At 72.4% G+C, this 19,854-nt stretch carries 19 protein-coding genes; 5 read left to right on the top strand and 14 right to left on the bottom strand.

All coding sequences use genetic code 11. The annotated features are described in order from the left end of the window. Positions 1 to 14 precede the first annotated feature (14 nt). Genes ACQEVJ_RS07950 through ACQEVJ_RS07935 form a run of 4 tightly spaced genes read right to left on the bottom strand, consistent with a single transcriptional unit; the run spans position 15 to position 4,521 of the window. Entirely contained in the window at positions 15 to 1,175 is a 1,161-nt protein-coding gene (locus tag ACQEVJ_RS07950; protein ID WP_433098690.1) for an acyl-CoA dehydrogenase family protein, read from the bottom strand. Next, positions 1,172 to 2,344, bottom strand: coding sequence for an acyl-CoA dehydrogenase family protein (locus ACQEVJ_RS07945; protein ID WP_433098688.1), 1,173 nt, complete (start codon positions 2,342 to 2,344; stop codon positions 1,172 to 1,174). Before ACQEVJ_RS07945 ends, ACQEVJ_RS07950 begins: the two co-directional genes overlap by 4 nt. Before the next feature lie 6 nt (positions 2,345 to 2,350). Continuing rightward, positions 2,351 to 3,571, bottom strand: a complete 1,221-nt coding sequence (locus tag ACQEVJ_RS07940; RefSeq protein WP_433098686.1) for an acyl-CoA dehydrogenase family protein — start codon at positions 3,569 to 3,571, stop codon at positions 2,351 to 2,353. Next, on the bottom strand, positions 3,571 to 4,521 hold the full coding sequence (locus ACQEVJ_RS07935) for a phosphotransferase family protein (RefSeq protein WP_433098684.1): 951 nt from the start codon (positions 4,519 to 4,521) through the stop codon (positions 3,571 to 3,573). Before ACQEVJ_RS07935 ends, ACQEVJ_RS07940 begins: the two co-directional genes overlap by 1 nt. 119 nt (positions 4,522 to 4,640) lie before the next feature. Between ACQEVJ_RS07935 and ACQEVJ_RS07930 the strand changes: the two genes are divergently transcribed. Next, entirely contained in the window at positions 4,641 to 5,222 is a 582-nt protein-coding gene (locus ACQEVJ_RS07930) for a GNAT family N-acetyltransferase (protein ID WP_433098682.1), read from the top strand. Positions 5,223 to 5,246: 24 nt separating this feature from the next. Here ACQEVJ_RS07930 and ACQEVJ_RS07925 read toward each other — a convergent pair whose 3' ends face one another. Next, positions 5,247 to 5,828 carry a TetR/AcrR family transcriptional regulator gene (locus tag ACQEVJ_RS07925; protein ID WP_433098680.1) on the bottom strand — a complete coding sequence of 194 codons (582 nt, stop codon included), beginning with the start codon at positions 5,826 to 5,828 and terminating at the stop codon, positions 5,247 to 5,249. Positions 5,829 to 5,896: 68 nt separating this feature from the next. Between ACQEVJ_RS07925 and ACQEVJ_RS07920 the strand changes: the two genes are divergently transcribed. Further along, entirely contained in the window at positions 5,897 to 7,036 is a 1,140-nt protein-coding gene (locus ACQEVJ_RS07920; protein WP_433098678.1) for an FAD-dependent monooxygenase, read from the top strand. A gap of 19 nt (positions 7,037 to 7,055) precedes the next feature. Here the strand turns inward: ACQEVJ_RS07920 and ACQEVJ_RS07915 are convergent, their stop codons facing one another. From ACQEVJ_RS07915 to ACQEVJ_RS07905, 3 genes are all read right to left on the bottom strand, one after another. After that, on the bottom strand, positions 7,056 to 7,946 hold the full coding sequence (locus tag ACQEVJ_RS07915; RefSeq protein WP_433098676.1) for a DMT family transporter: 891 nt from the start codon (positions 7,944 to 7,946) through the stop codon (positions 7,056 to 7,058). Positions 7,947 to 8,085: 139 nt separating this feature from the next. After that, positions 8,086 to 9,042, bottom strand: coding sequence for a hypothetical protein (locus tag ACQEVJ_RS07910; protein WP_433098674.1), 957 nt, complete (start codon positions 9,040 to 9,042; stop codon positions 8,086 to 8,088). Between the two features lie 148 nt (positions 9,043 to 9,190). Beyond that, positions 9,191 to 9,547, bottom strand: coding sequence for a VOC family protein (locus ACQEVJ_RS07905; protein WP_433098672.1), 357 nt, complete (start codon positions 9,545 to 9,547; stop codon positions 9,191 to 9,193). Positions 9,548 to 9,675: 128 nt separating this feature from the next. On the opposite strand from ACQEVJ_RS07905, the gene secA2 reads away from it, so the two are divergent. Beyond that, positions 9,676 to 11,943, top strand: coding sequence for an accessory Sec system translocase SecA2 (gene secA2 / locus ACQEVJ_RS07900; protein ID WP_433098670.1), 2,268 nt, complete (start codon positions 9,676 to 9,678; stop codon positions 11,941 to 11,943). A gap of 9 nt (positions 11,944 to 11,952) precedes the next feature. Here the strand turns inward: secA2 and ACQEVJ_RS07895 are convergent, their stop codons facing one another. The 4 genes from ACQEVJ_RS07895 to ACQEVJ_RS07880 all read right to left on the bottom strand — a co-directional run bounded on the left by ACQEVJ_RS07895 (position 11,953) and on the right by ACQEVJ_RS07880 (position 16,966). Next, a complete protein-coding gene (locus ACQEVJ_RS07895; protein WP_433112612.1) occupies positions 11,953 to 12,876 on the bottom strand; it encodes a hypothetical protein in 924 nt (307 codons plus the stop codon). Positions 12,877 to 13,372: 496 nt separating this feature from the next. Beyond that, positions 13,373 to 14,923 (bottom strand): cellulase family glycosylhydrolase, encoded by a 1,551-nt coding sequence (locus ACQEVJ_RS07890; RefSeq protein ID WP_433098668.1) that lies wholly within the window; start codon positions 14,921 to 14,923, stop codon positions 13,373 to 13,375. Positions 14,924 to 15,067: 144 nt separating this feature from the next. Then, a complete protein-coding gene (locus ACQEVJ_RS07885; protein ID WP_433098665.1) occupies positions 15,068 to 16,393 on the bottom strand; it encodes a lanthionine synthetase LanC family protein in 1,326 nt (441 codons plus the stop codon). A 168-nt stretch (positions 16,394 to 16,561) separates the two neighbouring features. Further along, a complete protein-coding gene (locus ACQEVJ_RS07880; protein ID WP_433098663.1) occupies positions 16,562 to 16,966 on the bottom strand; it encodes a VOC family protein in 405 nt (134 codons plus the stop codon). Positions 16,967 to 17,135: 169 nt separating this feature from the next. Here ACQEVJ_RS07880 and ACQEVJ_RS07875 point away from each other — a divergent pair, with 169 nt between their 5' ends. Together ACQEVJ_RS07875 and ACQEVJ_RS07870 are read left to right on the top strand one after the other, a co-directional pair. Further along, entirely contained in the window at positions 17,136 to 17,564 is a 429-nt protein-coding gene (locus ACQEVJ_RS07875) for a pyridoxamine 5'-phosphate oxidase family protein (RefSeq protein ID WP_433098661.1), read from the top strand. After that, a complete protein-coding gene (locus ACQEVJ_RS07870; protein WP_433098659.1) occupies positions 17,564 to 18,568 on the top strand; it encodes a zinc-binding alcohol dehydrogenase family protein in 1,005 nt (334 codons plus the stop codon). Before ACQEVJ_RS07875 ends, ACQEVJ_RS07870 begins: the two co-directional genes overlap by 1 nt. Here the strand turns inward: ACQEVJ_RS07870 and ACQEVJ_RS07865 are convergent. Beyond that, a complete protein-coding gene (locus ACQEVJ_RS07865; RefSeq protein WP_433098657.1) occupies positions 18,555 to 19,034 on the bottom strand; it encodes a CBS domain-containing protein in 480 nt (159 codons plus the stop codon). The genes ACQEVJ_RS07870 and ACQEVJ_RS07865 overlap by 14 nt on opposite strands. Then, entirely contained in the window at positions 19,031 to 19,729 is a 699-nt protein-coding gene (locus ACQEVJ_RS07860) for a CBS domain-containing protein (RefSeq protein WP_433098655.1), read from the bottom strand. The genes ACQEVJ_RS07865 and ACQEVJ_RS07860 overlap by 4 nt, the downstream gene beginning before the upstream one ends. Positions 19,730 to 19,854: the final 125 nt, after the last annotated feature.

The following is a 19,854-nucleotide window of genomic DNA, read 5'->3' as shown; positions in this document are numbered from 1 at the left end:
CCCGGAAACACAGCTCAGACGGGCGCGGGGAGGTCCGCAGGACCGGCCAGCGCCTCACGGTGGTCGCCCGGCGTGCCCAGTGCGATCTGGTCGGCCTTGGCCCGCTTGAGGTAGAGATGCGCCGGGTGCTCCCAGGTCATCCCGATGCCGCCGTGGAGCTGCACGCACTCCTCGGCGGCGTGCACCGCCACCGCTCCGCAGTGGGCCTGCGCCACCGCGACGGCCACCGCCGCGTCGTCGCCGAGCGGTCCCGCCGCGGGCGCCTCCGCCAGCCGGTCGGCCGCGTTGCGGGCCGCCGCCCTGGCCCCCACGACCTCCAGCCAAAGGTCGGCCAGCCGGTGCTTGACCGCCTGGAACGACCCCACCGGCCGGGCGAACTGCCTGCGTTCCTTCACGTACGCGACCGTCGTGGTGAGGCACCACTCGGCGACACCGAGCTGTTCCGAGGCGAGCAGCCCGGCGCCGCGCACCAGGGCCTCCCACACCCACGGGACCTCCAGCCCGTCCGCGCGAGCGACGATCCGCGCCGGCGCCGACGTGAACGACACCGTCGCGATGGGCCGGGTCAGGTCGAGCGAGGTGACCGGTGTCACCCGGACCGCCGGGGACGCCTCCACCGCGCACAGCCCCACGCACAGTTCCGTTTCCTGGGAAAGCCGTACCGGGACGAGCAGGACGTCGGCGACCTCCGCGCCGATCACCCCGGTGATCGTGCCGGTCACCGTGCCGTCCTCGCCGAGGGTGGCCACCGGGGCCGGCGGCGCGTACGGCGAGGCGGCGAACGACACCGCGAGCGCGGCCGTCGCCTCCCCCGCGGCCAGGCGTCCCAGCAGCTCGCCCGCCACGTCTCCGCCCGCTCCTTGTCCCCGGGCCACCAGCAGGGCCTGGGTGGCGAGGACGGCGCTGCTCAGGAACGGCACGGGAGCCACGGCGCGGCCCAGCTCCTCGAGCACGACGGCGGCCTCGCGCGCCGAAGCGCCCGCGCCGCCGAGTTCCTCGGGGATCAGCAGCCCGGCCACGCCGATGTCGCGGGCCAGCGCCTTCCACAGCTCCGCGTCGTACGGCGTGCCGGACTCGACACGGTCGAGCACGGCGGACGGGGAGCACTTGTCGGCGAGCAGGTCGCGCACGGCGGCCCGCAGCTCCTCCTCCACCTCCGTGTACAGCAGCGTCATCGGGGGAGGTCCTTCCAGGCGACGTCCTTGTCGGCGCGCGGCTCGGCGGGCAGGCCGAGGACGCGTTCGGCGATGATGTTGCGCAGGATCTCGGAGGTGCCGCCCTCGATCGAGTTGCCCTTGGCGCGCAGGTAGCGGTAGCCCGCCTCGCGGCCGATGAAGTCGACCGTGTCGGGCCGGCGGAACGTCCAGTCGTCGTAGGCCAGGCCGTCCTCGCGCAGCATCTCCACCTCGATGCCGGACAGCTCCTGGTGCAGCCGGGCGAAGGCCAGCTTCATGCCCGACCCCTCCGGCCCCGGATGCCCGGCGGCGAGCTGCTCGCGCAGCCGTACGGCCGTCAGGCGCATGACCTCCGAGTCCACCCAGAGCTTGAGCAGCCGCTGGTGCAGGTCGTGGGTGCGCAGCTCGGGCCGGGAACGCCAGGTCTCGGCGACGATGCCCATCAGCGTGCGCCGGGCGGGGGTGCCGCCGATCGCCACCCGCTCGTTCATCAGCGTGGTCTGCGCGACCCGCCAGCCGTCGCCCACCTCACCCAGCCGCAGCGAGTCGGGCAGCCGCACCCCGGTGAGGAAGACCTCGTTGAACTCGGCCTCGCCGGTGATCTGGCGCAGCGGGCGCACCTCGACGCCGGGGGCCTCCATGTCGCACACGAAGTAGGTCAACCCGCGGTGCTTGGGCACGCCCGGGTCGGTGCGGGCCACGAGGATGGCCCAGCGGGCGGTGTGCGCGCTCGACGTCCACACCTTCTGGCCGTCCACCACCCACTCGTCGCCCTCGCGTACGGCGCGGGTGGCCAGCGTGGCGAGGTCGGAACCGGCGCCGGGCTCGCTGAACAGCTGGCACCACACCTCCTCGCCCGTCCACAGCGGCCGCAGGAAGCGCTTCTTCTGCTCCTCGGTGCCGAAGGCGAGAATCGTCGGGGCGGCCATGCCGAGGCCGATGCCGATCCGGCCCGGCTGGTTGTCGGGCGTGCCCTTCAGCTCCCGGTCGGCCACGGCCTGCAGTCCCCGGGGCGCGCCGAGCCCGCCGAGGCCCTCGGGGAAGTGCACCCAGGCCAGCCCGGCGTCGAACCGGGCGCGCAGGAACTCCAGGCGGTCCATGGCCGCCGGGTCGTGCTCCGCGAGGAAGGCTCTGACCCGCTCGGAGACCGACGCCTCATCCCATGCCACGACACATCACCCCATGTATTTCTTGAGCTCGCGGTAGGCCAGCGACCGCTTGTGGACCTCGTCGGGGCCGTCGGCGAACCGCAGCGACCGCGCGCCCGCCCACAGCGCCGCCAGCGGGAAGTCCTGGCTGATCCCGCCGGCGCCGTGCGCCTGGATGGCCTTGTCCAGGATCCACTCCACGGTCGCCGGGCCGGCGATCTTGATGGCCTGGATCTCGGTGTGCGCGCCCTTGTTGCCGACCGTGTCCATTAGCCAGGCCGTCTTCAGCACCAGCAGGCGCAGTTGCTCGATGCGCACCCGCGACTCGGCGATCCAGTCCTGGATCACTCCCTGCCGGGCCAGCGGCTTGCCGAAGGCCTCCCGCGTCAGCACCCGCCGGCACATCAGCTCCACGGCACGCTCGGCCATGCCGATGAGCCGCATGCAGTGGTGGATGCGCCCCGGCCCGAGCCGTGCCTGGGCGATGGCGAACCCGCCGCCCTCCTCGCCGATCAGGTTGTCCACCGGCACCCGTACGTCCTCGAACACCACCTCGGCGTGGCCGCCGTGGTCGGCGTCGTCGTATCCGAAGACGGTCATGCCGCGCCGTACGGTGAGACCGGGCGTGTCGCGCGGGACGAGCACCATGCTCTGCTGACGGTGCTTGGGCGCCTCGGGATCGGTCTTGCCCATCACGATGAAGACCTTGCAGCCGGGGTTCATCGCGCCGGTGATGAACCACTTGCGGCCGTTGACGACGTACTCCCCGCCGTCCCTCCTGATGGAGGTCGCGATGTTCGTCGCGTCGGAGGAGGCGACGTCGGGCTCGGTCATCGCGAAGGCCGACCTGATCTCGCCGGCCAGCAGCGGCTCCAGGTACTCCTTGCGCTGCCACTCGCTGCCGAACTCCGCCAGCACCTCCATGTTGCCGGTGTCCGGGGCGGCGCAGTTGGTGGCGGACGGCGCGATGGCGGGCGACCTGCCCATGATCTCGGCGAGCGGGGCGTACTGCAGGTTGGTCAGCCCCGCGCCCCCCTCTGCCGCTTTTTCGGAGGGGGGAAGGAACAGGTTCCACAGGCCGCGCGAGCGGGCCTCGGCCTTGAGGTCCTCCAGCATCGGCGGCGGGCTCCAACCACTGCCGGCCGCCTGTTCGTGGAAGGCGTGCTCGGCCGGGTAGACGCATTCGTCCATGAACTCCAGCAGCCGTTCCCGGTAGCGGTTCGTGGTCGCGTCGAACCCGAAGTCCATCAGACCTCCATGAGCCCGCGGGCGACGATCGGGGCGACCTGGTCGCCGACCTCGGCGAAGCCCTCCCCCACCGTGAGCCCCTTTGTGTATCGGAAATGGATGCCCTCGGCGATCACCGCGAGCTTGAAGCAGGCGAGGCCGACGTACCAGCCGAGCCGGGACAGGTCGCGGCCGGACGCATCCCCGTAGTGCGCGGCCAGCTCGGAGCTGGGCGGCGCCTCCCCGGCCGCGCCCCGGTCGAGCGGGGCGAACTCGCCGTACAGGAGGAACAGCGCCAGGTCGGTGAGCGGGTCTCCGAGCGTGGACATCTCCCAGTCGAGCACGGCCCGCACCTCGCCGTCGGCGATGAGCGTGTTGCCCAGCTTGAAGTCGCCGTGCACGATCGCCGGCTCGCCCGAGGCGGGCACGTCGCGGGCGAGCCGCTCATACAGGTCGTCGATGCCGGGCACCTCGCGGCTGCGCGAGGCGTCGAGCTGCCGCTTCCATCGGGCGACCTGCCGCTCCAGGAAACCCCCGGGCTTGCCGAAGTCGCCGAGTCCCACGCTCTCCGGGGTGATCGAGTGCAGCGCGGCCAGCACGTCGACCAGCCCGTGGGCGAGGGCGGGGGTGAGCGGCGGCTGCCCGCCCTCGACGTGCTCCATCACGTAGAAGGGCGCGCCGACGACCTCGGCGTCCCGGCACAGGTGGTAGGTGCGCGGCACCGGGACGCCCGTGTCCTGGAGCGCGCTCATGACCCGGTATTCGCGGCCCATGTCGTGCGCCGTCGCCAGGACGTGCCCGAGCGGCGGCCGCCGCACGACGTACGTGCTCTCGCCGTCCCTGACGACGTACGTCAGGTTGGACTTGCCGCCCACGATCAGCTCGGCGGTGAGCGGCCCTCGGGTCAGGCCCTCGCGCCGGAGGTGCTCGGCGAGGCGGGTGAGGTCGAGGCCGGGCGGGTCAGCGTTCACGCTGCCAGCGTACCGACCAGACGGTATGTATGTCGACACACCCACGGCGAAGTGGTCCTCGCCGTTCCGCCCCAAGTGGCCATCCGCTCGCACCGTACGCCGCCGATAACGTCGGGCGCATGACCGCGAAGATGCCCGCGCCGGCCGTGCTCGACGGCCGCGTCGTACGCCTTGAGCCACTCGCCCCCGGCCACGTGCCCGACCTGTTTCTCGCAGCACAGGACGAGGAGGTCTGGCGGTTCCGGTCCGAACCCGTGCCGGAGGGCGAGGAGGACATGCGCCGCGTGGTGGACAAGCTGATCGCCGACCCGAGCACCACCCAGTTCGCGGTGGTACTCAAGGAGACCGGCCGGGCGATCGGCTCGACCGGTTACTGGGACGTCGGCGGCTTCGACGAGAGCGTGGAGATCGGCTCCACGTGGTACGGCCGGGCCTACTGGCGCACCGCCGTCAACACCGAGTGCAAGGTCCTGCTGCTCGACCACGCCTTCACTCTCGGGTTCGTCCGCGTGGTGCTCAAGACCGACATCCGCAACCTGCGGTCGCAGGCGGCCATCGAGCGCATCGGCGGCGTGCGGGAGGGCGTGCTCCGGCGGCAGTACCGCCGCCCGGACGGCACCTGGCGCGACAGTCCCCTCTACTCGATCCTCGACGACGAGTGGCCGGCCCACCGCGCCCGCCTGCTGGCCGACCAGCGCTGACGGCCAGGTCGTGACCGGCGGAACTCACCTTCCCGAGGCGACGCGGAGAAGCTCCCTGAAGGCGGCGTCGAGCTCCTCGACGGTCGACACGTCCCCCGCCCCCACGACCGCGTCGAACAGCAGCCCTTCGACGTAGGCGACCATCTGGCGGCCGTGCCGCACCGGGTCGGGCGACCCGGCGGCCGCCACCGTCGCGACGGCGCGCTCGCGGAACCGGCGCCCCATACTGTCGTACATCTTGCGCAGCTCGGGGCGCCGGCTCGCCTCCAGCGCCAGCTCGTATCGCGCGATCGTGGTCTCCCGGTGCACGGTGATCGCCGCGTGCGTCGCCCTCGCCAGGAGATCCGCCAGCCGCGCCGCCTCACCCACGCCCTCCGGCATTTCGGCACCCGGTGTCATCTCGGCGAACACGGCCTCCTCGCGCTCGGTGAGCCGGGCCAGCGTGAGTTCGAGCAGCGCCGCCCGCGTGCGCGCGTGGTTCGAGGTGGAGCCCGGCGGCAGCCCTGCGGCCTCGTCCACCGCCCGATGGGTGAGGCCGCGCATCCCCCGCTCGGCCAGGATCGCGATGGCCGCGTCCGCGACGACGACCTCCCGCTGACTGCTCACCCCCTCATCGTAGGGGCGGACTACAGGTGTAGTACGCTCACTACATCTGTAGTGACGAGGAGGCGGGCATGGCGCACGCGGTGGTGGTCGGGGCGGGCATCGGCGGGCTGACCGCGGCCCTCGCTCTGAAGCGCAAGAACTGGTCGGTGACGGTCCTGGAACAGGCGGCCTCGATCGAGCCGGTGGGCGCCGGGCTGGCGGTCGCGCCCAACGCGCTCCGGGCGCTCGACGTGATCGGCGTCGGGGACGAGGTCAGGAAGCTCTCCGCCATTCAGGGCCAGAGCGGCATCCGGGTGCCGGACGGCCGATGGCTGTCGCGGACCACCGCCGAGGACGCCGCCGCCCGGTATGGCGACCCCATCGTGCTGCTCACCCGATCGGCGCTGGTCGGCATCCTCGCCGGGCGCCTGCCGCAGGACGCCCTGCGGGTGAACAGCAGGGTCGAGTCCGTCGACCCCGCGACCGGCCGCGTCACCGTGTCGGGGACGGCGGAGACGATCGAGGCCGATCTGGTCGTGGCGGCCGACGGGATCAGGTCCCGGATCCGCTCGGCTCTGTTCCCCGGACATCCCGCACCGGTCTACGCGGGCGTGACGAGCTGGCGGGCGGTCGTGCCGCTGCCCGGCGTGACGGGCGCGTCCGAGACCTGGGGATCCGGGCTGATCTTCGGGGTCATGCCGCTCGCGGGTGGTCAGGTGTACTGCTACGCCACCGCGACGGTCCCGGCGGGCCTGCGCGCGGCGGACGAGAGGGACGAACTGGTCCGGCTGTTCGGCCGCTGGCACGACCCGATCCCGGCGCTGCTGGACGCCGCCGACCCGGCGGCCGTGCTCCGCCACGACATCTTCTGCCTCGACGCCCCGCTGCCCGCCTTCCACGCGGGACGGATCGCGCTGCTGGGCGACGCGGCCCACCCCATGACGCCCAACCTCGGGCAGGGGGCCTGCCAGGCCATGGAGGACGCCGTCGTGCTCGCCGAGCGCGTCTCACCTCACGGTGACCTGGCCGCGGGGCTGGCCGTCTACAGCCGGGAACGGCTGGCGCGGACGACGCCGATCGTCCGGCGGTCGCGGGCGATCTGCCGGCTCACCCGGTGGCGCAACCCGCTGGCCGTGACCCTGCGCGACGGCGCGATGCGAGCGGCGACCCGGTTCGGGCCGGACGTCGCGCTTCGGCAGTTCGACATGGTGCTGGGCTGGCGAATCTGACCCGCCGCGCGGGGCGAGCTCAGGCCGCCGCCTCGGACGCGGCCATCGGGTCGCCGATCCTTTCCGGCTCTGCCGGCACGGCGGCGGGCTTGGAATGGTCGGGAGCGAGGCGGCCGAGCGTGATCGTCCCGGCGATCAGCAGGCCGGCCGCGAGCAGCGCGGGGATCGCCTTGTCCACTTCGGTGGGCAGCGACTCGCCCAGCAGCACGGCTCCGGCGGTCACCGAGGTGATGGGGTCGACGACCTGGACCCCGGCGTAGGCGATGCCGAAGTAGCCCACGGCGTACGACTTCTGCAGCAGCACCACGGCGCAGACCAGCAGCACCGGGATGGCCAGGGTGAACCAGTGGACCAGGCGGCCGAGGTCTCCTTCGAGGCCGCCGCCGACGACCCGGACGAACGTGGACACGGTCGCGGTGACCGCTCCGGCGCCGACCGCCATCATCAGCGCCTTCGCCGGCCCCTTCAGCCAGCGGGCCGCGGTGAACGTGACGGCGACCACCAGGGCGACGCAGCCGATCAGCTCCAGGGCGTGCGCGTCCGACAGGACCGGAGTCACGTTGTGCGCCGGGACCAGCAACATCAGGCCGAGCAGGCCGACCGCCACCGCGATCGACCCGGCGATCTCGGCCCGGCGCGGGCGTCTGCCGTGCAGCGTCGCGGCGAGCGGCACCGCGAAGACGAGGGTCGCCACGCTCACGGGCTGGACGACGACCAGCGGAGCCAGGCTGAGCGCCACCGCGTGCAGGGACGCCCCGGTGAAACCGATGACCCCGCCGATCCACCAGCGGGGCCTTCTGACGAGAGCGAGGGTCGCCCCCTCGCTCACCGCTTCGAACTGCTGCAGCGCCGCGCCCAGGGCGTATCCCAGCGCGCCGACGAGGGCGATGGTCACTCCCACCCAGGTCATGCGCGCCCGCCGGTGTGTCGAGAAATCACCACGCAAGCTTAGTGGGGCTCGGCAGGCGCCAAGGGAGCCCGCGACACAAGTACGACTTTCCGGGCACCTCCCCGGGATCCGCGAATCCCGGGGAGGTGCGGTGTGCGACTCAGTCGGTGCCGCTGGACAGGGCGATCTGGATGACGCCCGCGTTCTCGCTCACCCAGCGCGCGTTCAGCGGGCCCTCCTTCACCAGCGCCTCGCCGGTGACCTTGACGACGCCGATCCGGTCGCCCGCGAGCGCGAGTTCGAGGACGTTCAGGTTCTCGGTCACCCAGGACGCCGACAGGCCGCCCTGCTTGACCAGGGCCTCCCCGCCTCCGCGGACGACCCCGATGCGGTTGCCGGCCAGGACGAGCTGCTTCACGGCCGTGTTCTCGGTCACCCAGTTGGCGGACAGCCCGCCCTCCTTGACCAGGGCGACGCCGTCCGCCCGGATCACGCCGATCCGGTCGCCGGCCAGCGCGAGCCGCTTGGCGCTGTCGTGCTCCAGCACCCAGTTCGTGGACAGCCCGCCCTCCTTGACCCAGGCCCTGCCGTCGGCCGTCAGCACCCCGATCCGGTCACCCGACAGCGCCAGCTGCTTGACACGGCCGTCGTGCTCCAGCACCCAGTTCGCCGACAGGCCGCCCTCCTTCACCCAGGCCCTGCCGTCGGCCGTCAGCACCCCGATCCGGTCACCCGACAGCGCCAGCTGCTTGACGCCGCCGTCGTGCTCCAGCACCCAGTTCGCCGACAGGCCGCCCTCCTTCACCCAGGCCTTGCCGTCCCCGGTGAGGACGCCGATGCGGTCGCCCGCGAGCGCGACCTGGATGACCCCGTCGTGCTCCAGCACCCAGTTCGCCGACAGGCCGCCCTCCTTGACCAGCGCGTCGCCGCCGGCCTTGAGGACGCCGATCCGGGGCGGGGCGACGGCCGCCTGCGCGGGCTCGCGGGTCTGCGACTGTGTGCTCGACTGGGCGCTCGCCGAGGTCGTGCCCAATACGGCCGGCAGCAGGCCCGCCGCGCAGGCGAGTCCCGCCCCGAGGAGAAGCAGGCCGGGGCGGGTCGCTGATCGAGTCGTCATGAATGCCTCCGCGTCGCATCGGGCGGGCCCCCTGCCCGCCGAAACCGATCACGGAGAGACTAGATTCGATCACGCGATGTAATCACGCTTCCTGCATCGTCAGGAGAGTCGGCCACACTGTGTCCCGTTCAGGACCACTGGGCGCGCTTCAGGACCTCTCCGGACACACGCAGAAAAGGTGACCCTCGGGGTCGGCGAGCACCACCCAGTCGCCCGGCTGGAACTCCGGCTTGGTCGCCCCGAGCGCGATGTACTCCTCCACCGCCTTGGCCACGTCGGGCACCCGGAAGTCGAGGTGGAACTGCTTGTCCGGACCGGGCCAGGAGGCGGCCTTCCGGTCGGGCACGCGCTGGAAGTAGATGCTCGTCGTGTCGTCACCGATCCCCGCGTACTCCTCCTCGGCGTACTGCACGGTGAACCCGGTGATCTGGGAGTAGAACTCGGCGAGCTTCTTCGGCTCGGCGCAGTCGATGGTCACGGCGATGAGCTTCGCGATCGTTGTCATGCTCGCCATCCTGCCGCGTATACCTGTCAGGGAGTGTCAGGTAGGCGCGCCACGGAAATCGTCGTCGATAGTGGGACCATGAACCGGGCATGTGGAACCAGTCCGGCAAGCGAGTCGTTGGAGCGGATGTGGCACGGGTAGGCGAATGGATCAGGCGGTTCCTGGACAAACCAGGAAGCGTCGATCTGGCCCCCTTCCAGCGGATCGTGGCCGAGGCGGGCGAGCTGGAGGACGAGGTCGGCCGGCGCGCCGACCTGCGCCCCTCGGCCGCCGATCCCGCCTGGGTCGGCTCCGCCGACTTCTGCGCCGTGATGCGGGAGGCCGCCCGGCGGGCGCTCGGCCAGCGGCCGTACGACGTGCAGCTCGTGGGCATGCTCGCGATGCTGGAGGGCCACGTCGCGCAGATGGCCACCGGCGAGGGCAAGACGCTCGTCGGCGCCCTGACGGCGGCCGGGTTCGCCTTGCGCGGCGTCCGGGTCCACGCGGTCTCGGTCAACGACTATCTCGCCCGCCGGGACGCCGAGTGGATGGGCCCGCTGTACGAGACTCTCGGCCTCACGGCCGGGTGGATCGCCGAGATCTCCACCCCCGAGGAGCGCCGGACGGCGTACGCGTGCGACGTCACGTACGGAGCCGTCAGCGAGCTGGGGTTCGACGTGCTGCGCGACCGCCTGCGCACCGACCCGGCCGAGCTGATCGTGCCCGCGCCCGAGGTCGCGCTGGTGGACGAGGCCGACTCGGTCCTGGTGGACGAGGCCCGCGTGCCGCTGGTGCTGGCCGGCGCGGCCGACCCCGGCACGGCGCTGCCCGAGATGGCGGCCCTCGTGCGGCGGCTGTCGCGCGGCTACCACTACACGATCGACGAGGAGGGGCGCAGCGTCTTCCTCACCCCCAAGGGCACCGACACGGTCGAGAAGGCCCTCGGGATCGACCTCTACGAGCACCCCGGCGTGGTGACCCAGGTCAACCTCGCCTTGCACGCCCACGCACTGCTGACCAGGGACGTCGACTACATCGTCAGGGACGGCCGGGTCCACCTGATCAACACCTCGCGCGGCCGGGTCGCGGTGCTGCAGCGCTGGCCGGACGGGCTCCAGGCGGCCGTCGAGGCCAAGGAGCACCTGCCGGCGTCGGAGACGGGCGAGATCCTCGACTCGCTCACCGTGCAGAGCCTGATCCGCCGCTACCCGCGCGTGTGCGGCATGACCGGCACCGCGATCGCCGTCGCGGAGCAGCTGCGCGAGTTCTACGACCTCAGGGTCGCGGTCATCCCGCCCAACAAGCCGTGCGTACGGGTGGACGAGCCCGACCGGATCTTCGCCACGCTGGAGGACAAGGAGCGGGCGCTGCTGGAGGAGATCGAGACCCGGCACGCCACCGGGCAGCCGATCCTCGTCGGCACGCTCGACGTCGCCGAGTCCGAGCGCCTGGCCGGGGCCTTGGAGGCCGGAGGGCTGAGCGCGGCCGTGCTCAACGCGAAGAACGACGCCGAGGAGGCGCAGATCATCGCGAAGGCCGGCCGGCGCGGCGCGATCACGGTCTCCACGCAGATGGCCGGGCGCGGCACCGACATCCGCCTGGGCGCGGGCGACCCGGACGAGGAGCAGGAGGTCGCCGCGCTCGGCGGGCTCTACGTCATCGGCACCGGCAGGCACGAGAGCAGCAGGCTGGACGACCAGCTGCGGGGCCGCGCCGGACGGCAGGGCGACCCCGGCGGCTCGGTGTTCTTCGTCAGCGGCGAGGACACGCTCCTCACCGCGTACGCGCCGGACCAGTCGCTGCCCCCGGCCGGCCGCGACGGCGTCGTACCCGACGCGGACGCCGCCGGGCTGGTGGCACACGCCCAGCGCGTGGCGGAGGGCGTCAACCTGGAGATCCACCGCAACACCTGGCGCTACACGCGGCTGCAGGAGCGCCAGCGGGCGGAGGTGCTGGAGCGGCGCGACCGCGTCCTGCATGGCGACACCGGGGCACGGGCCCTGGAGCAGGCCTGCCCGGAGCGCTACCGCGAGCTGTGCGAGACGGCGGGCGAGGAGGTGGTCGAGCGGGCCGCCCGGCAGATCGTGCTCTATCACCTCGACCACTGCTGGACCGAGCACCTCGGCTTCCTCGCCGACCTGCGCGAGGGCATCCACCTGCGGGCCCTCGGGCGGCTGAACCCGCTCGACGAGTTCAACCGCGAGGCCGTTCCGGCCTACCGGACGATGCTCGACGAGGTCGAGCGGCGTTCCAAGGAGACCTTCGAGAAGGCCGACGTCACCCGGGACCTCGCGGAGCAGGGCCTCAAGCGGCCCACGGCCACCTGGACCTATCTGGTGCAGGACAACCCGTTCGGCTCGGAGTGGGACCGCGTGCTCAAGCGGGTGGCCGGAGCGCTCAAGGGCCGCAAACGATAGAGGGTTCCCCTACTGCTTGCGGTGGCGGCCCGGCTGGTGCGAGGTTCCCTGGGCGTGGGCGGGACGGCTCAGCACGACCTTGACGCCCACGGCGACCAGCGCGCACACCACGATCGCGACCGAGAAGGCGGGAACGGCCGCCTCTTCCAGCTGCCCGTCCACGGCAGACGCGGGGGTGAACGCCGGGGAGGCCGTCACCTCGCCGGTCCTCGCCCCCTTCACGGCCTTCGCGGTGGTCTTCTCCGCGGTCTCTGGGGTGGTCTTCGCGGCGGCGTTCGCCCCTGTCGTACCGGAAACCGGGGACATCTCGGCCGCGGCCGCCTCGGCCTGCGTGGCCGGCGACGCCGGCGTAGCGGGTGAGGTGGGCGAGGTGGGCACGGCGGGCGCCGCGGACGGGGAGGCCACGGGGGCCTGGCTCTCCTTCACGCCGGGCGTGGACGCGGCAGCGGCGTCCTTCGGCGCGGCGGGAGAGGCGGAGGGAGCGGGAGTCGCGGTGGGACAGGGAGGCGGGGGTTCCGCGTGGTCCCTGACCCCGTACGCGCCCGTCGAGAACGGCTTGGGCGCGCCCGTCTTGCCGAGGCCCTTGCCCCACTGGGTGATCACGTACTTCACCGGGATGTGGCCGAGCCCGCCCGCGTCCTCGACGGTGAGCGAGCCGGTGTCCCAGGTGCCGCCGGTCAGTTCGGCGAACGTCTTGCCGTCGAGGTCGAGCATGACCCCGCTGCTGGAGGGAACGCCGGGGCCGCGGTCGCCGACGAAGAAGTCGGCCTTCTTCCCCTTGTAGACCACGTAGCCCTTGGTGCCCATCGGCCAGCTCGGGCTGGCGGCCAGGCCCTTCTGCATCGGCTTGCCCGACGCGGGGGCGCCGGTGTCGCCGTTGACGCCCGACCCGTCGTCCCAGAAGTACGACGCGGTCGTCTTGCCGGCGTACAGGACCGTCTGGCCCTCGGCCGTCGGGCAGCCGACCTCGGGAATGGCGGGCGCGGTGGCCGCGTCGGCGGCCTCGGGCTCCGGAGCGGCCTCCTGCGAGTGCGGGGCCGTCGCGTCCGCGTCCAGGAGCCATCCGGTGGTGATGAGTGTGGCGTCGGCGCCGTCGGTGGGCGTGTGCCGGGAGCCCGCCGGGGCGGGGCGGGCGGAGGCGTCCTGCCGGTGCGGGGACACGGCGGTCGCGTGGTGCGTCTCGCCCTTCGCGGGGCTCGTCTGCTCCCGGAGGGCGTCGTTGTGGGGGTCCGCGTAGCTGGAAATGGGGGATCTCCTGACTGGTCACGGTTGGGTAACCGGACACTAAGCCAAGAACACCCCAAATCTCGACATCTCGGGCGAAAGTTTTACTTTCTGGACGAACTTCCCATGAAGTGGCAAAGTCAGATGTGGACGCGCCCCCCTTCCCGGGGGGCTGGAGGGAAGGAGGGCACGCCACGTATCGGGATCAGGACGACAGCAGGCGAGCCCGCAGCCCGGCCCCGAAGGCGGTCGCGGTGCCGTTGTAGTCGCTGATCAGGGACGGGCCGGTGGAGCAGTCCCAGGTGTTCCAGGTCCAGCCGAGGTAGGACGCGCCCTTCGCGTCGAACCAGTTCATGACCTGGTCGATGAACCCGTGCGAGCAGGTGTTCTCACCGATCTCCCCGGCCACCAGCGGGACCTGGGCGGCCACCGGCGCGAGCTGGCTGTCCCAGCACGAGGTGCTGACGCAGGAGTTGAAGTTGTACACGTGCCAGGCGGCGACCAGGTTGTTCCGCGAGTCCGTGGGCTTGTACTGCAGCCACTGCGACAGGTCGTTGGAGTAGGCCAGGCCGCCCAGCATGATGATGTTGGTCGCGCCGGTGGCCCGCACCGCGTTCACCAGCGACTGGAACCCCGCCACCTGGTAGGGGATGCCGGAGCAGGTGCCGCCGTCGCGCCAGCAGGCCCATCCCGAGGCGGCACTGCCGGTCGCGCGCTCCGGATAGGGCTCGTTGAACAGGTCGAACACGACCTCGTCACGGCCCTTGAACGCGTTCGCCACCCCCGTCCAGAACTGCGGGGCGTACTGCGCGTCCGGCATCGGCTTCTGGCAGGAGGCGTGGACGTCGGAGCAGCCCGAGGAGTTGCCGGTGTACTGGCCGTAGTTCCAGTGCATCTCGACGATCGGCGTGATGCCCTTGGCGACCAGCCGGTCGACGTACGCCTTGACCTCGTTCTGGTAGGCGGCGCCGCCGTACGAGGACTGGATGTTGCTCAGGCCGAGCCAGCACTCCTCGTTCAGCGGGACGCGGACCGCCCGGACGTTCCACGTCTTCATCGCGTCGATCGCCGCGTTGTCGACCGGGCCGTCCCAGAAGCCGCGGCCCTGGACGCACATGAACTCGCCACCCGACCGGTTGACCCCCAGCAGCCGGTACGGCGTGCCGGTCGCGGCGTTGACGATCTTGTTGCCCGACACCTTCAGCTTCGGCGCCGCCCCCGTGGAGGGGCTGGGCGACGTCGAAGGCGAGGGGCTGGGCGACGGGCTGGGCGACGGGCTGGGCGAGGGGCTCGGCGACGGGCTGCGTGAGGGAGAAGGCGAGGGCGAGGCCGACGGGGACTGCGACGGCGTGCTGCCGTTGCACGCGACGCCGTTCAGCTTGAAGTCGGTCGGCGCCGGGTTGCCGCCGCTCCAGGATCCGTTGAAGCCGATGCTCGTCGAGCCGCCGGTGGACAGGGACTTGTTCCAGTCCAGGGCGGTCGCGGTCACGTTGCCGCCCGACTGACTCCAGGTGGCCGACCACCCCTGGGTGACCTTCTGACCGCTGTCGGGGAACGTGAAGGTGAGCGTCCAGTTGCTCAGGGCGTCGCCCAGGTTCTGGATGCTCAGGTTGGCGGACATGCCGCCCTGCCACTGGCTGGCCGTGTAGGTGACCTTGCACGCCACGGCGGCCTGGGCCGCCGGCGTGTTGCCCAAGGCGAGTCCGCCTGCGGCGATCAGCCCCAGTGCGGTGAGGATCGCACCTCTCCGTCGCATGCTCCGTCCTTCCGTAGGCCGTGAGGAGACCGGAGCGAAGCGTCGTGAACTAGACCGGTTAAGTCAAAGGCGCGGCGCGCGTCACCCTCGCCGAGCTGGGCGTACATGCCGCGAACAGGTGAAATTTTCAGCCCGCTATGCCCGCTATGCCTGTTCGCCTCGCAGGACGGCGGCGGGGATCGGGATGGCCGGGAACGGGTTGTCCGGCAGGAGGATCAGCCGGCGCGGCGTGCCGGTGTGCCCCGCGGCGTCCAGATGCAGCAGGGCTGTCCCGATGCCCGCGGCTCCCACCATGTATCCGGTGTCGGCCGTGACCTCCCCGGGCCGCAGCCGCCGATATGCCTGATACCAGCGGAAGCCGGCCTCGTCACCCGCGGTCGCGCGCCCGATCAGGTCCATCGCGAGCGTGCGCGCGAAGTCGAGGTACGGCTCGCACCCCGTGGCCGCGTACAGGCCCACGAAGCACTCGATCAGCCCCGCCGTGCCACAGCACAGGCAGGCCACGTCCCAGTGCCCCGGGGGCCGGGACCCGGGCACGCCGCTCTGCATGATTCCGTGCGCGAGCCGTTCCACCCAGTCGAGATCGCCCGGGTCGCCGGTGACCCGGTGCAGTTCGTGGAACATGCGGGCCACCCCGGCGGATCCCGAGCAGAAGCCGAGGTAGTGGAGCCGGCGTCCCTGCGGGAGGTGGTGCGGCACGAGCGCGCATCTGTCGGTGACCACGCTGACCGTCCGGACGAAGTCGGCCCCCCTGCGGGCCCCCGCGAGGAACCGCTCGTCGCGGGTCACGCCGTACAGGCGGGCGAGCAGGAACGCCGTGCCCGCCGTTCCGGACAGGAACCCCGGGGTGACGGCGTCCACGGGCAGGTCGGGGGCGGCGTCTCCGCCGAAGCGGTGCCCGGGGACGGCGAGGCCCGCGATGCGCTCCCCCGCCTCGATCGCCACCTCCTCGTACGCCGGGACGCCGAGGATGCCGGCCGCGTGCAGCAGCGCGAGCACGATCCCCCCGTCACCGCGCTGCGCCGGGTCCCCGGTCCAGCCGATGCCGTCGCCGAACGGGCGGGCGTCGCGGACGAGGCGGTCGGCGGCGGCGCGGGCCGCCCCGAAGACCTCCTCGTCTCCCGTCGCCCACCCCGTCTCCGCCATCGCGAAGACCGCACCGGCGAGCCCGTGGTAGAAGGTCGGGTCGCGCTGTTCGGTCCAGGTGACGGCGAGCCTGCGGGCTCCCGCGAGCGCGTCCTCCAGGTACGCCTCGTGGCCGGTGGCGGCGGCGAGCTCGAGGAAGAACAGCACGACGCCGGCCGCGCCGGCGTAGAGGGACGAGACGTCACCGGCCCCGGCCGACCGCCCCCGGGGATCGGGGTTGGCCCGCCATCGCCGTCCCAGGTCGTCGTCGACCGCCGCCGACCGCACCCAGCGCGCGGCCGTGACGGCGGCGGTGAGAGGTGTCTCGCGGGGCCAGGCGCTCATCACCCCAGTCTCCCACATATCTGGTAGGAAATTAAGGCTATCGTTCTTTCATTCGGAAGCCTACGGGCAGCCGCGCGCCGATCACACCGTCCGCGCGGCAACGTCCGGGTGACGTGCCGCGAGGACCGGGGCCGGCGGCGGCCGGGGCAGGGTTCAGGCAGGCAGGGTTCAGGCGGGGCGCGGCGTGAAGGAACGCTGGTCGCGCCGCAGCGGATGGCCCTCGGGAATCTCGACCAGCACGATCGGCAGGCCGTCAGGATCCTCGATCCACATCTCCATCAGCCCCCACGGCTCCAGCCGGGGCGGCCGGGACACCGATACTCCGGCCTCCACCAGCCGGTCGTACTCCCTCTGGACGTCGCGCACCTGCAACCAGATCGCCGGCCCCTCCCGTACGTCGCCGGTGCGCGGCGAGACCTCGACGAACCCCTGTCCCAGGAAGAACACCACCCCGGGGTCCTCGACCGGACCGAACTCCCGGTTGACGGCCAGGCCCAGAACGTCCCGGTAGAAACGGCGGCTCTCGGCCCGGTCGGCCGATCGCAGGAGTATGCGGCTGCTCAAGACTTCCATGTGACCTCAGTGCCCATCTGGGGCATGCGGCTAAGGATGGATTACGGCAAGCGGCGGCCAAAGGCTTTCGGGCCTTTCGTCCCTCGGGAAGTGACGGACGGCGGTGCCGCCGCGAGGGGTACGGGACGCTAGCGTGCCAACGGCCCTAGAGATCACTGTGGAGGTCCGCATGACTGAAGACGCCACGCCCGCCGGCATGCCGCGCCTGGACAGGCTCGACCGCGATGAATGCATGCGGCTGATCTCGCCGGGCGGCGTGGGCAGGGTCGCCTTCAACAACCCGACCGGGCCCGTGATCCTGCCGGTCAACTACACGATCGAGCAGGGCGCCGTCTTGTTCCGCACCGCTCTCGGCGGCCCGATGGACGCCGACCTGCGCACCGGGATCGAGGGAGCCGACTTCATGGTGGCCTTCGAGGTGGACCACATCGACGAGAGCACCCGGGAGGGCTGGAGCGTGCTCGTCCGCGGCGGGGCCCACCACGTCACCGGCGACGTGAACAAGAACGCCGTGGAGTCGTGGGCGGGCGGCGACCGCCCGCTCTACATCCGGATCTCGCCCATCGAGGTCAGCGGCCGGCGCATCCAGCACGCCTGATGGACGTGTGGGTCGTGGCCCGGCCGGGGCCCGTCGCGACGCGACCGCTGGAGCGGGCCGTGCTGCCGGATCCCGTGCCCGGGCCCGGGGAACTGCTGGTCCGCGTCGAGGCGTGCGCGGTCTGCCGCACCGACCTGCACCTCGCCGAGGGCGACCTCCCCCCGAGACGCCCGCGTACGGTTCCCGGGCACGAGGTCGTGGGACGGGTGGCGGGGCTCGGCCCGGACACGGCGGGGCCGCCGGTCGGCGCCCGGGTGGGGGTGGCCTGGCTGCGCTCGACCTGCGGCCGGTGCCGCTACTGCCTGCGCGGCGCGGAGAACCTGTGCCCCGCGTCCACCTACACCGGCTGGGACGCCGACGGCGGGTACGCGGAACTGCTGACCGCCCCCGCGGCGTACGTCTACCCGCTGCCCGAGGACACCCCGGCCGAGACGCTCGCCCCGCTGCTGTGCGCGGGGATCATCGGATATCGCGCGCTGGTCCGCGCCGACCTGCCCCCGGGCGGGCGGCTCGGCATCTACGGGTTCGGCGCATCGGCCCACCTGACCGCCCAGATCGCGATCGCCGAGGGCGCGACCGTGCACGTGATGACGAGGTCGGCGGCGGCCAGGGAGCTCGCGCTCCGGCTGGGCGCGGCCTCCGCCGCGGGCAGCGCCGACCCGCCGCCCGAGCCCCTGGACGCGGCCATCCTGTTCGCCCCGGTGGGCGATCTCGTGCCGGTCGCGCTGGCCGCGCTCGACCGGGGCGGCACGCTGGCGGTGGCGGGGATCCACCTCACCGACATCCCGGTGCTGAACTACCAGCGCCACCTGTTCGAGGAGCGGACGCTGCGCAGCGTCACGGCCAACACCCGCGACGACGGTCGGGAGTTCCTGCGGCTGGCGGCCCTCCACCATCCGCGGGTCACGACGACGCCCTACTCCTTCGACGCCGCCGGCCAGGCCCTGGCCGACCTGGCCGCCGACCGCGTCGAAGGGGCCGCCGTCCTGCTCATGGACAGGTGACGGGCGGCACCGGTTCCAGGTGGAACAGGCCGCCCTTCACGTCCGTGAGGTCGCCGGCCGGACGCGTCGTCCTCCCGGCCAGCGCCATCAGCACGTCGGCGGTGCTGACCAGGCCCCGCAGGACGTCGTCCGGCCCGAGCACGGGGACCGCGCCGCAGTCGGCGTCGGTCATCAGCGCGGCGACCTCGGACAGCGGGGCGTCCGGGGCGACCCGGGGACAGCGCCGCCCCTGCACGAGGGTGCGCACCTCCGTCCGGGTCTGCTCGGCGGGGCCGCCCGACCAGTGCGCGGCGACGTCCTCCCGCCCGAGCACGCCGACGAGCCGGCAGCAGGCGTCCACGACCGGGATGTGGTGGACGCCTGCCCGCCACATCAGCTCCCAGGCCATCAGCGGCGACTCCTCCGGCTCCACCGTGACGAGCGTCCGGGTCATCACCTCGGACGCGATCATGGTTTCGACGCTCATCGATCCTTCTCGCCTTCCGCCGGGCCGGTCCGCCGGGGCGCGCCCGCGGAGACGGCCCGGTCCACGTCGTCCGTCTCGTAAGTGATGGAGGAGTCGACGTCCACCACGCCGTCCACCTGCCAGACCTCCTCGATCAGGGCGCAGAGCTCGGACCGCCGCTCCACGCCGCCGTCGAGGTGGACGATCCCGTCCTCGACCCGTACGGCGCAGTGCCTGGAGTGGCGCGACACCACCTCCAGGACGTCGTCGCGGAGGTCCTCCATGGGGCGGCAGAACGCTCTGATCAGGTCCGACTGTTTGACCAGCCCGGTGATGCGGCCGGTCTGCCCGTCCACCACCGGCAGTTCCTTGATCCTGTTGCGGTGCATCAGCCAGGCCGCCCGCCGCAGCGGGGTCTCCTCGGTGACAGTGATCGCGGGGCTGCTCATGATCTGGGCGGCGGTGCGGCCGCTCGCCTTCCTGCGCTCCCTGCGGCGGAACGGCCCCTCGATGAGCAGATCGCCGGGCCGCCTGTCGAGGTCCTTGAGCAGCAGGTCGTCGTCGCTCACCATGCCGATCACGCGCCGGTCCCCGTCCACGACCGGGACGGCCCCGACGTGGAACCGGCACATCGCGGTGACCACGTCGGCGAACGAGGCCGTCACCTCGACGGCGACCACGAACCTGTTCATGACGTCGCGGACGGTCATCGGCATGGCGTCCTCCTTCGTCTCCCCGATCTTGGCCACGCGCGGCCACGCCCCCAATCGCGGCCACGCCCCCAGCCTTGGCCACGATCGGCGGCGGGGCGACCGGCGAACGTCCCCCTACCGTGGGACCT

Source organism: Microbispora sp. CA-102843 (assembly GCF_050936215.1).
In the GTDB taxonomy this organism is placed as follows: domain Bacteria; phylum Actinomycetota; class Actinomycetes; order Streptosporangiales; family Streptosporangiaceae; genus Microbispora.
Note: the sequence above shows the minus strand (reverse complement) of the source record. Positions and strands in the feature narration are given on the sequence as shown.

Coding starts and splice junctions, on each gene's coding strand:
- ACQEVJ_RS07950 (WP_433098690.1), bottom strand. CDS start 1,175: ATGACGCTGCTGTACACGGAGGTGGAGGAGGAGCTGCGGGCCGCCGTG.
- ACQEVJ_RS07940 (WP_433098686.1), bottom strand. CDS start 3,571: ATGGACTTCGGGTTCGACGCGACCACGAACCGCTACCGGGAACGGCTG.
- ACQEVJ_RS07930 (WP_433098682.1), top strand. CDS start 4,641: ATGACCGCGAAGATGCCCGCGCCGGCCGTGCTCGACGGCCGCGTCGTA.
- ACQEVJ_RS07920 (WP_433098678.1), top strand. CDS start 5,897: ATGGCGCACGCGGTGGTGGTCGGGGCGGGCATCGGCGGGCTGACCGCG.
- ACQEVJ_RS07915 (WP_433098676.1), bottom strand. CDS start 7,946: ATGACCTGGGTGGGAGTGACCATCGCCCTCGTCGGCGCGCTGGGATAC.
- ACQEVJ_RS07910 (WP_433098674.1), bottom strand. CDS start 9,042: ATGACGACTCGATCAGCGACCCGCCCCGGCCTGCTTCTCCTCGGGGCG.
- ACQEVJ_RS07905 (WP_433098672.1), bottom strand. CDS start 9,547: ATGACAACGATCGCGAAGCTCATCGCCGTGACCATCGACTGCGCCGAG.
- ACQEVJ_RS07890 (WP_433098668.1), bottom strand. CDS start 14,923: ATGCGACGGAGAGGTGCGATCCTCACCGCACTGGGGCTGATCGCCGCA.
- ACQEVJ_RS07885 (WP_433098665.1), bottom strand. CDS start 16,393: ATGAGCGCCTGGCCCCGCGAGACACCTCTCACCGCCGCCGTCACGGCC.
- ACQEVJ_RS07880 (WP_433098663.1), bottom strand. CDS start 16,966: ATGGAAGTCTTGAGCAGCCGCATACTCCTGCGATCGGCCGACCGGGCC.
- ACQEVJ_RS07875 (WP_433098661.1), top strand. CDS start 17,136: ATGACTGAAGACGCCACGCCCGCCGGCATGCCGCGCCTGGACAGGCTC.
- ACQEVJ_RS07870 (WP_433098659.1), top strand. CDS start 17,564: ATGGACGTGTGGGTCGTGGCCCGGCCGGGGCCCGTCGCGACGCGACCG.
- ACQEVJ_RS07865 (WP_433098657.1), bottom strand. CDS start 19,034: ATGAGCGTCGAAACCATGATCGCGTCCGAGGTGATGACCCGGACGCTC.
- ACQEVJ_RS07860 (WP_433098655.1), bottom strand. CDS start 19,729: ATGCCGATGACCGTCCGCGACGTCATGAACAGGTTCGTGGTCGCCGTC.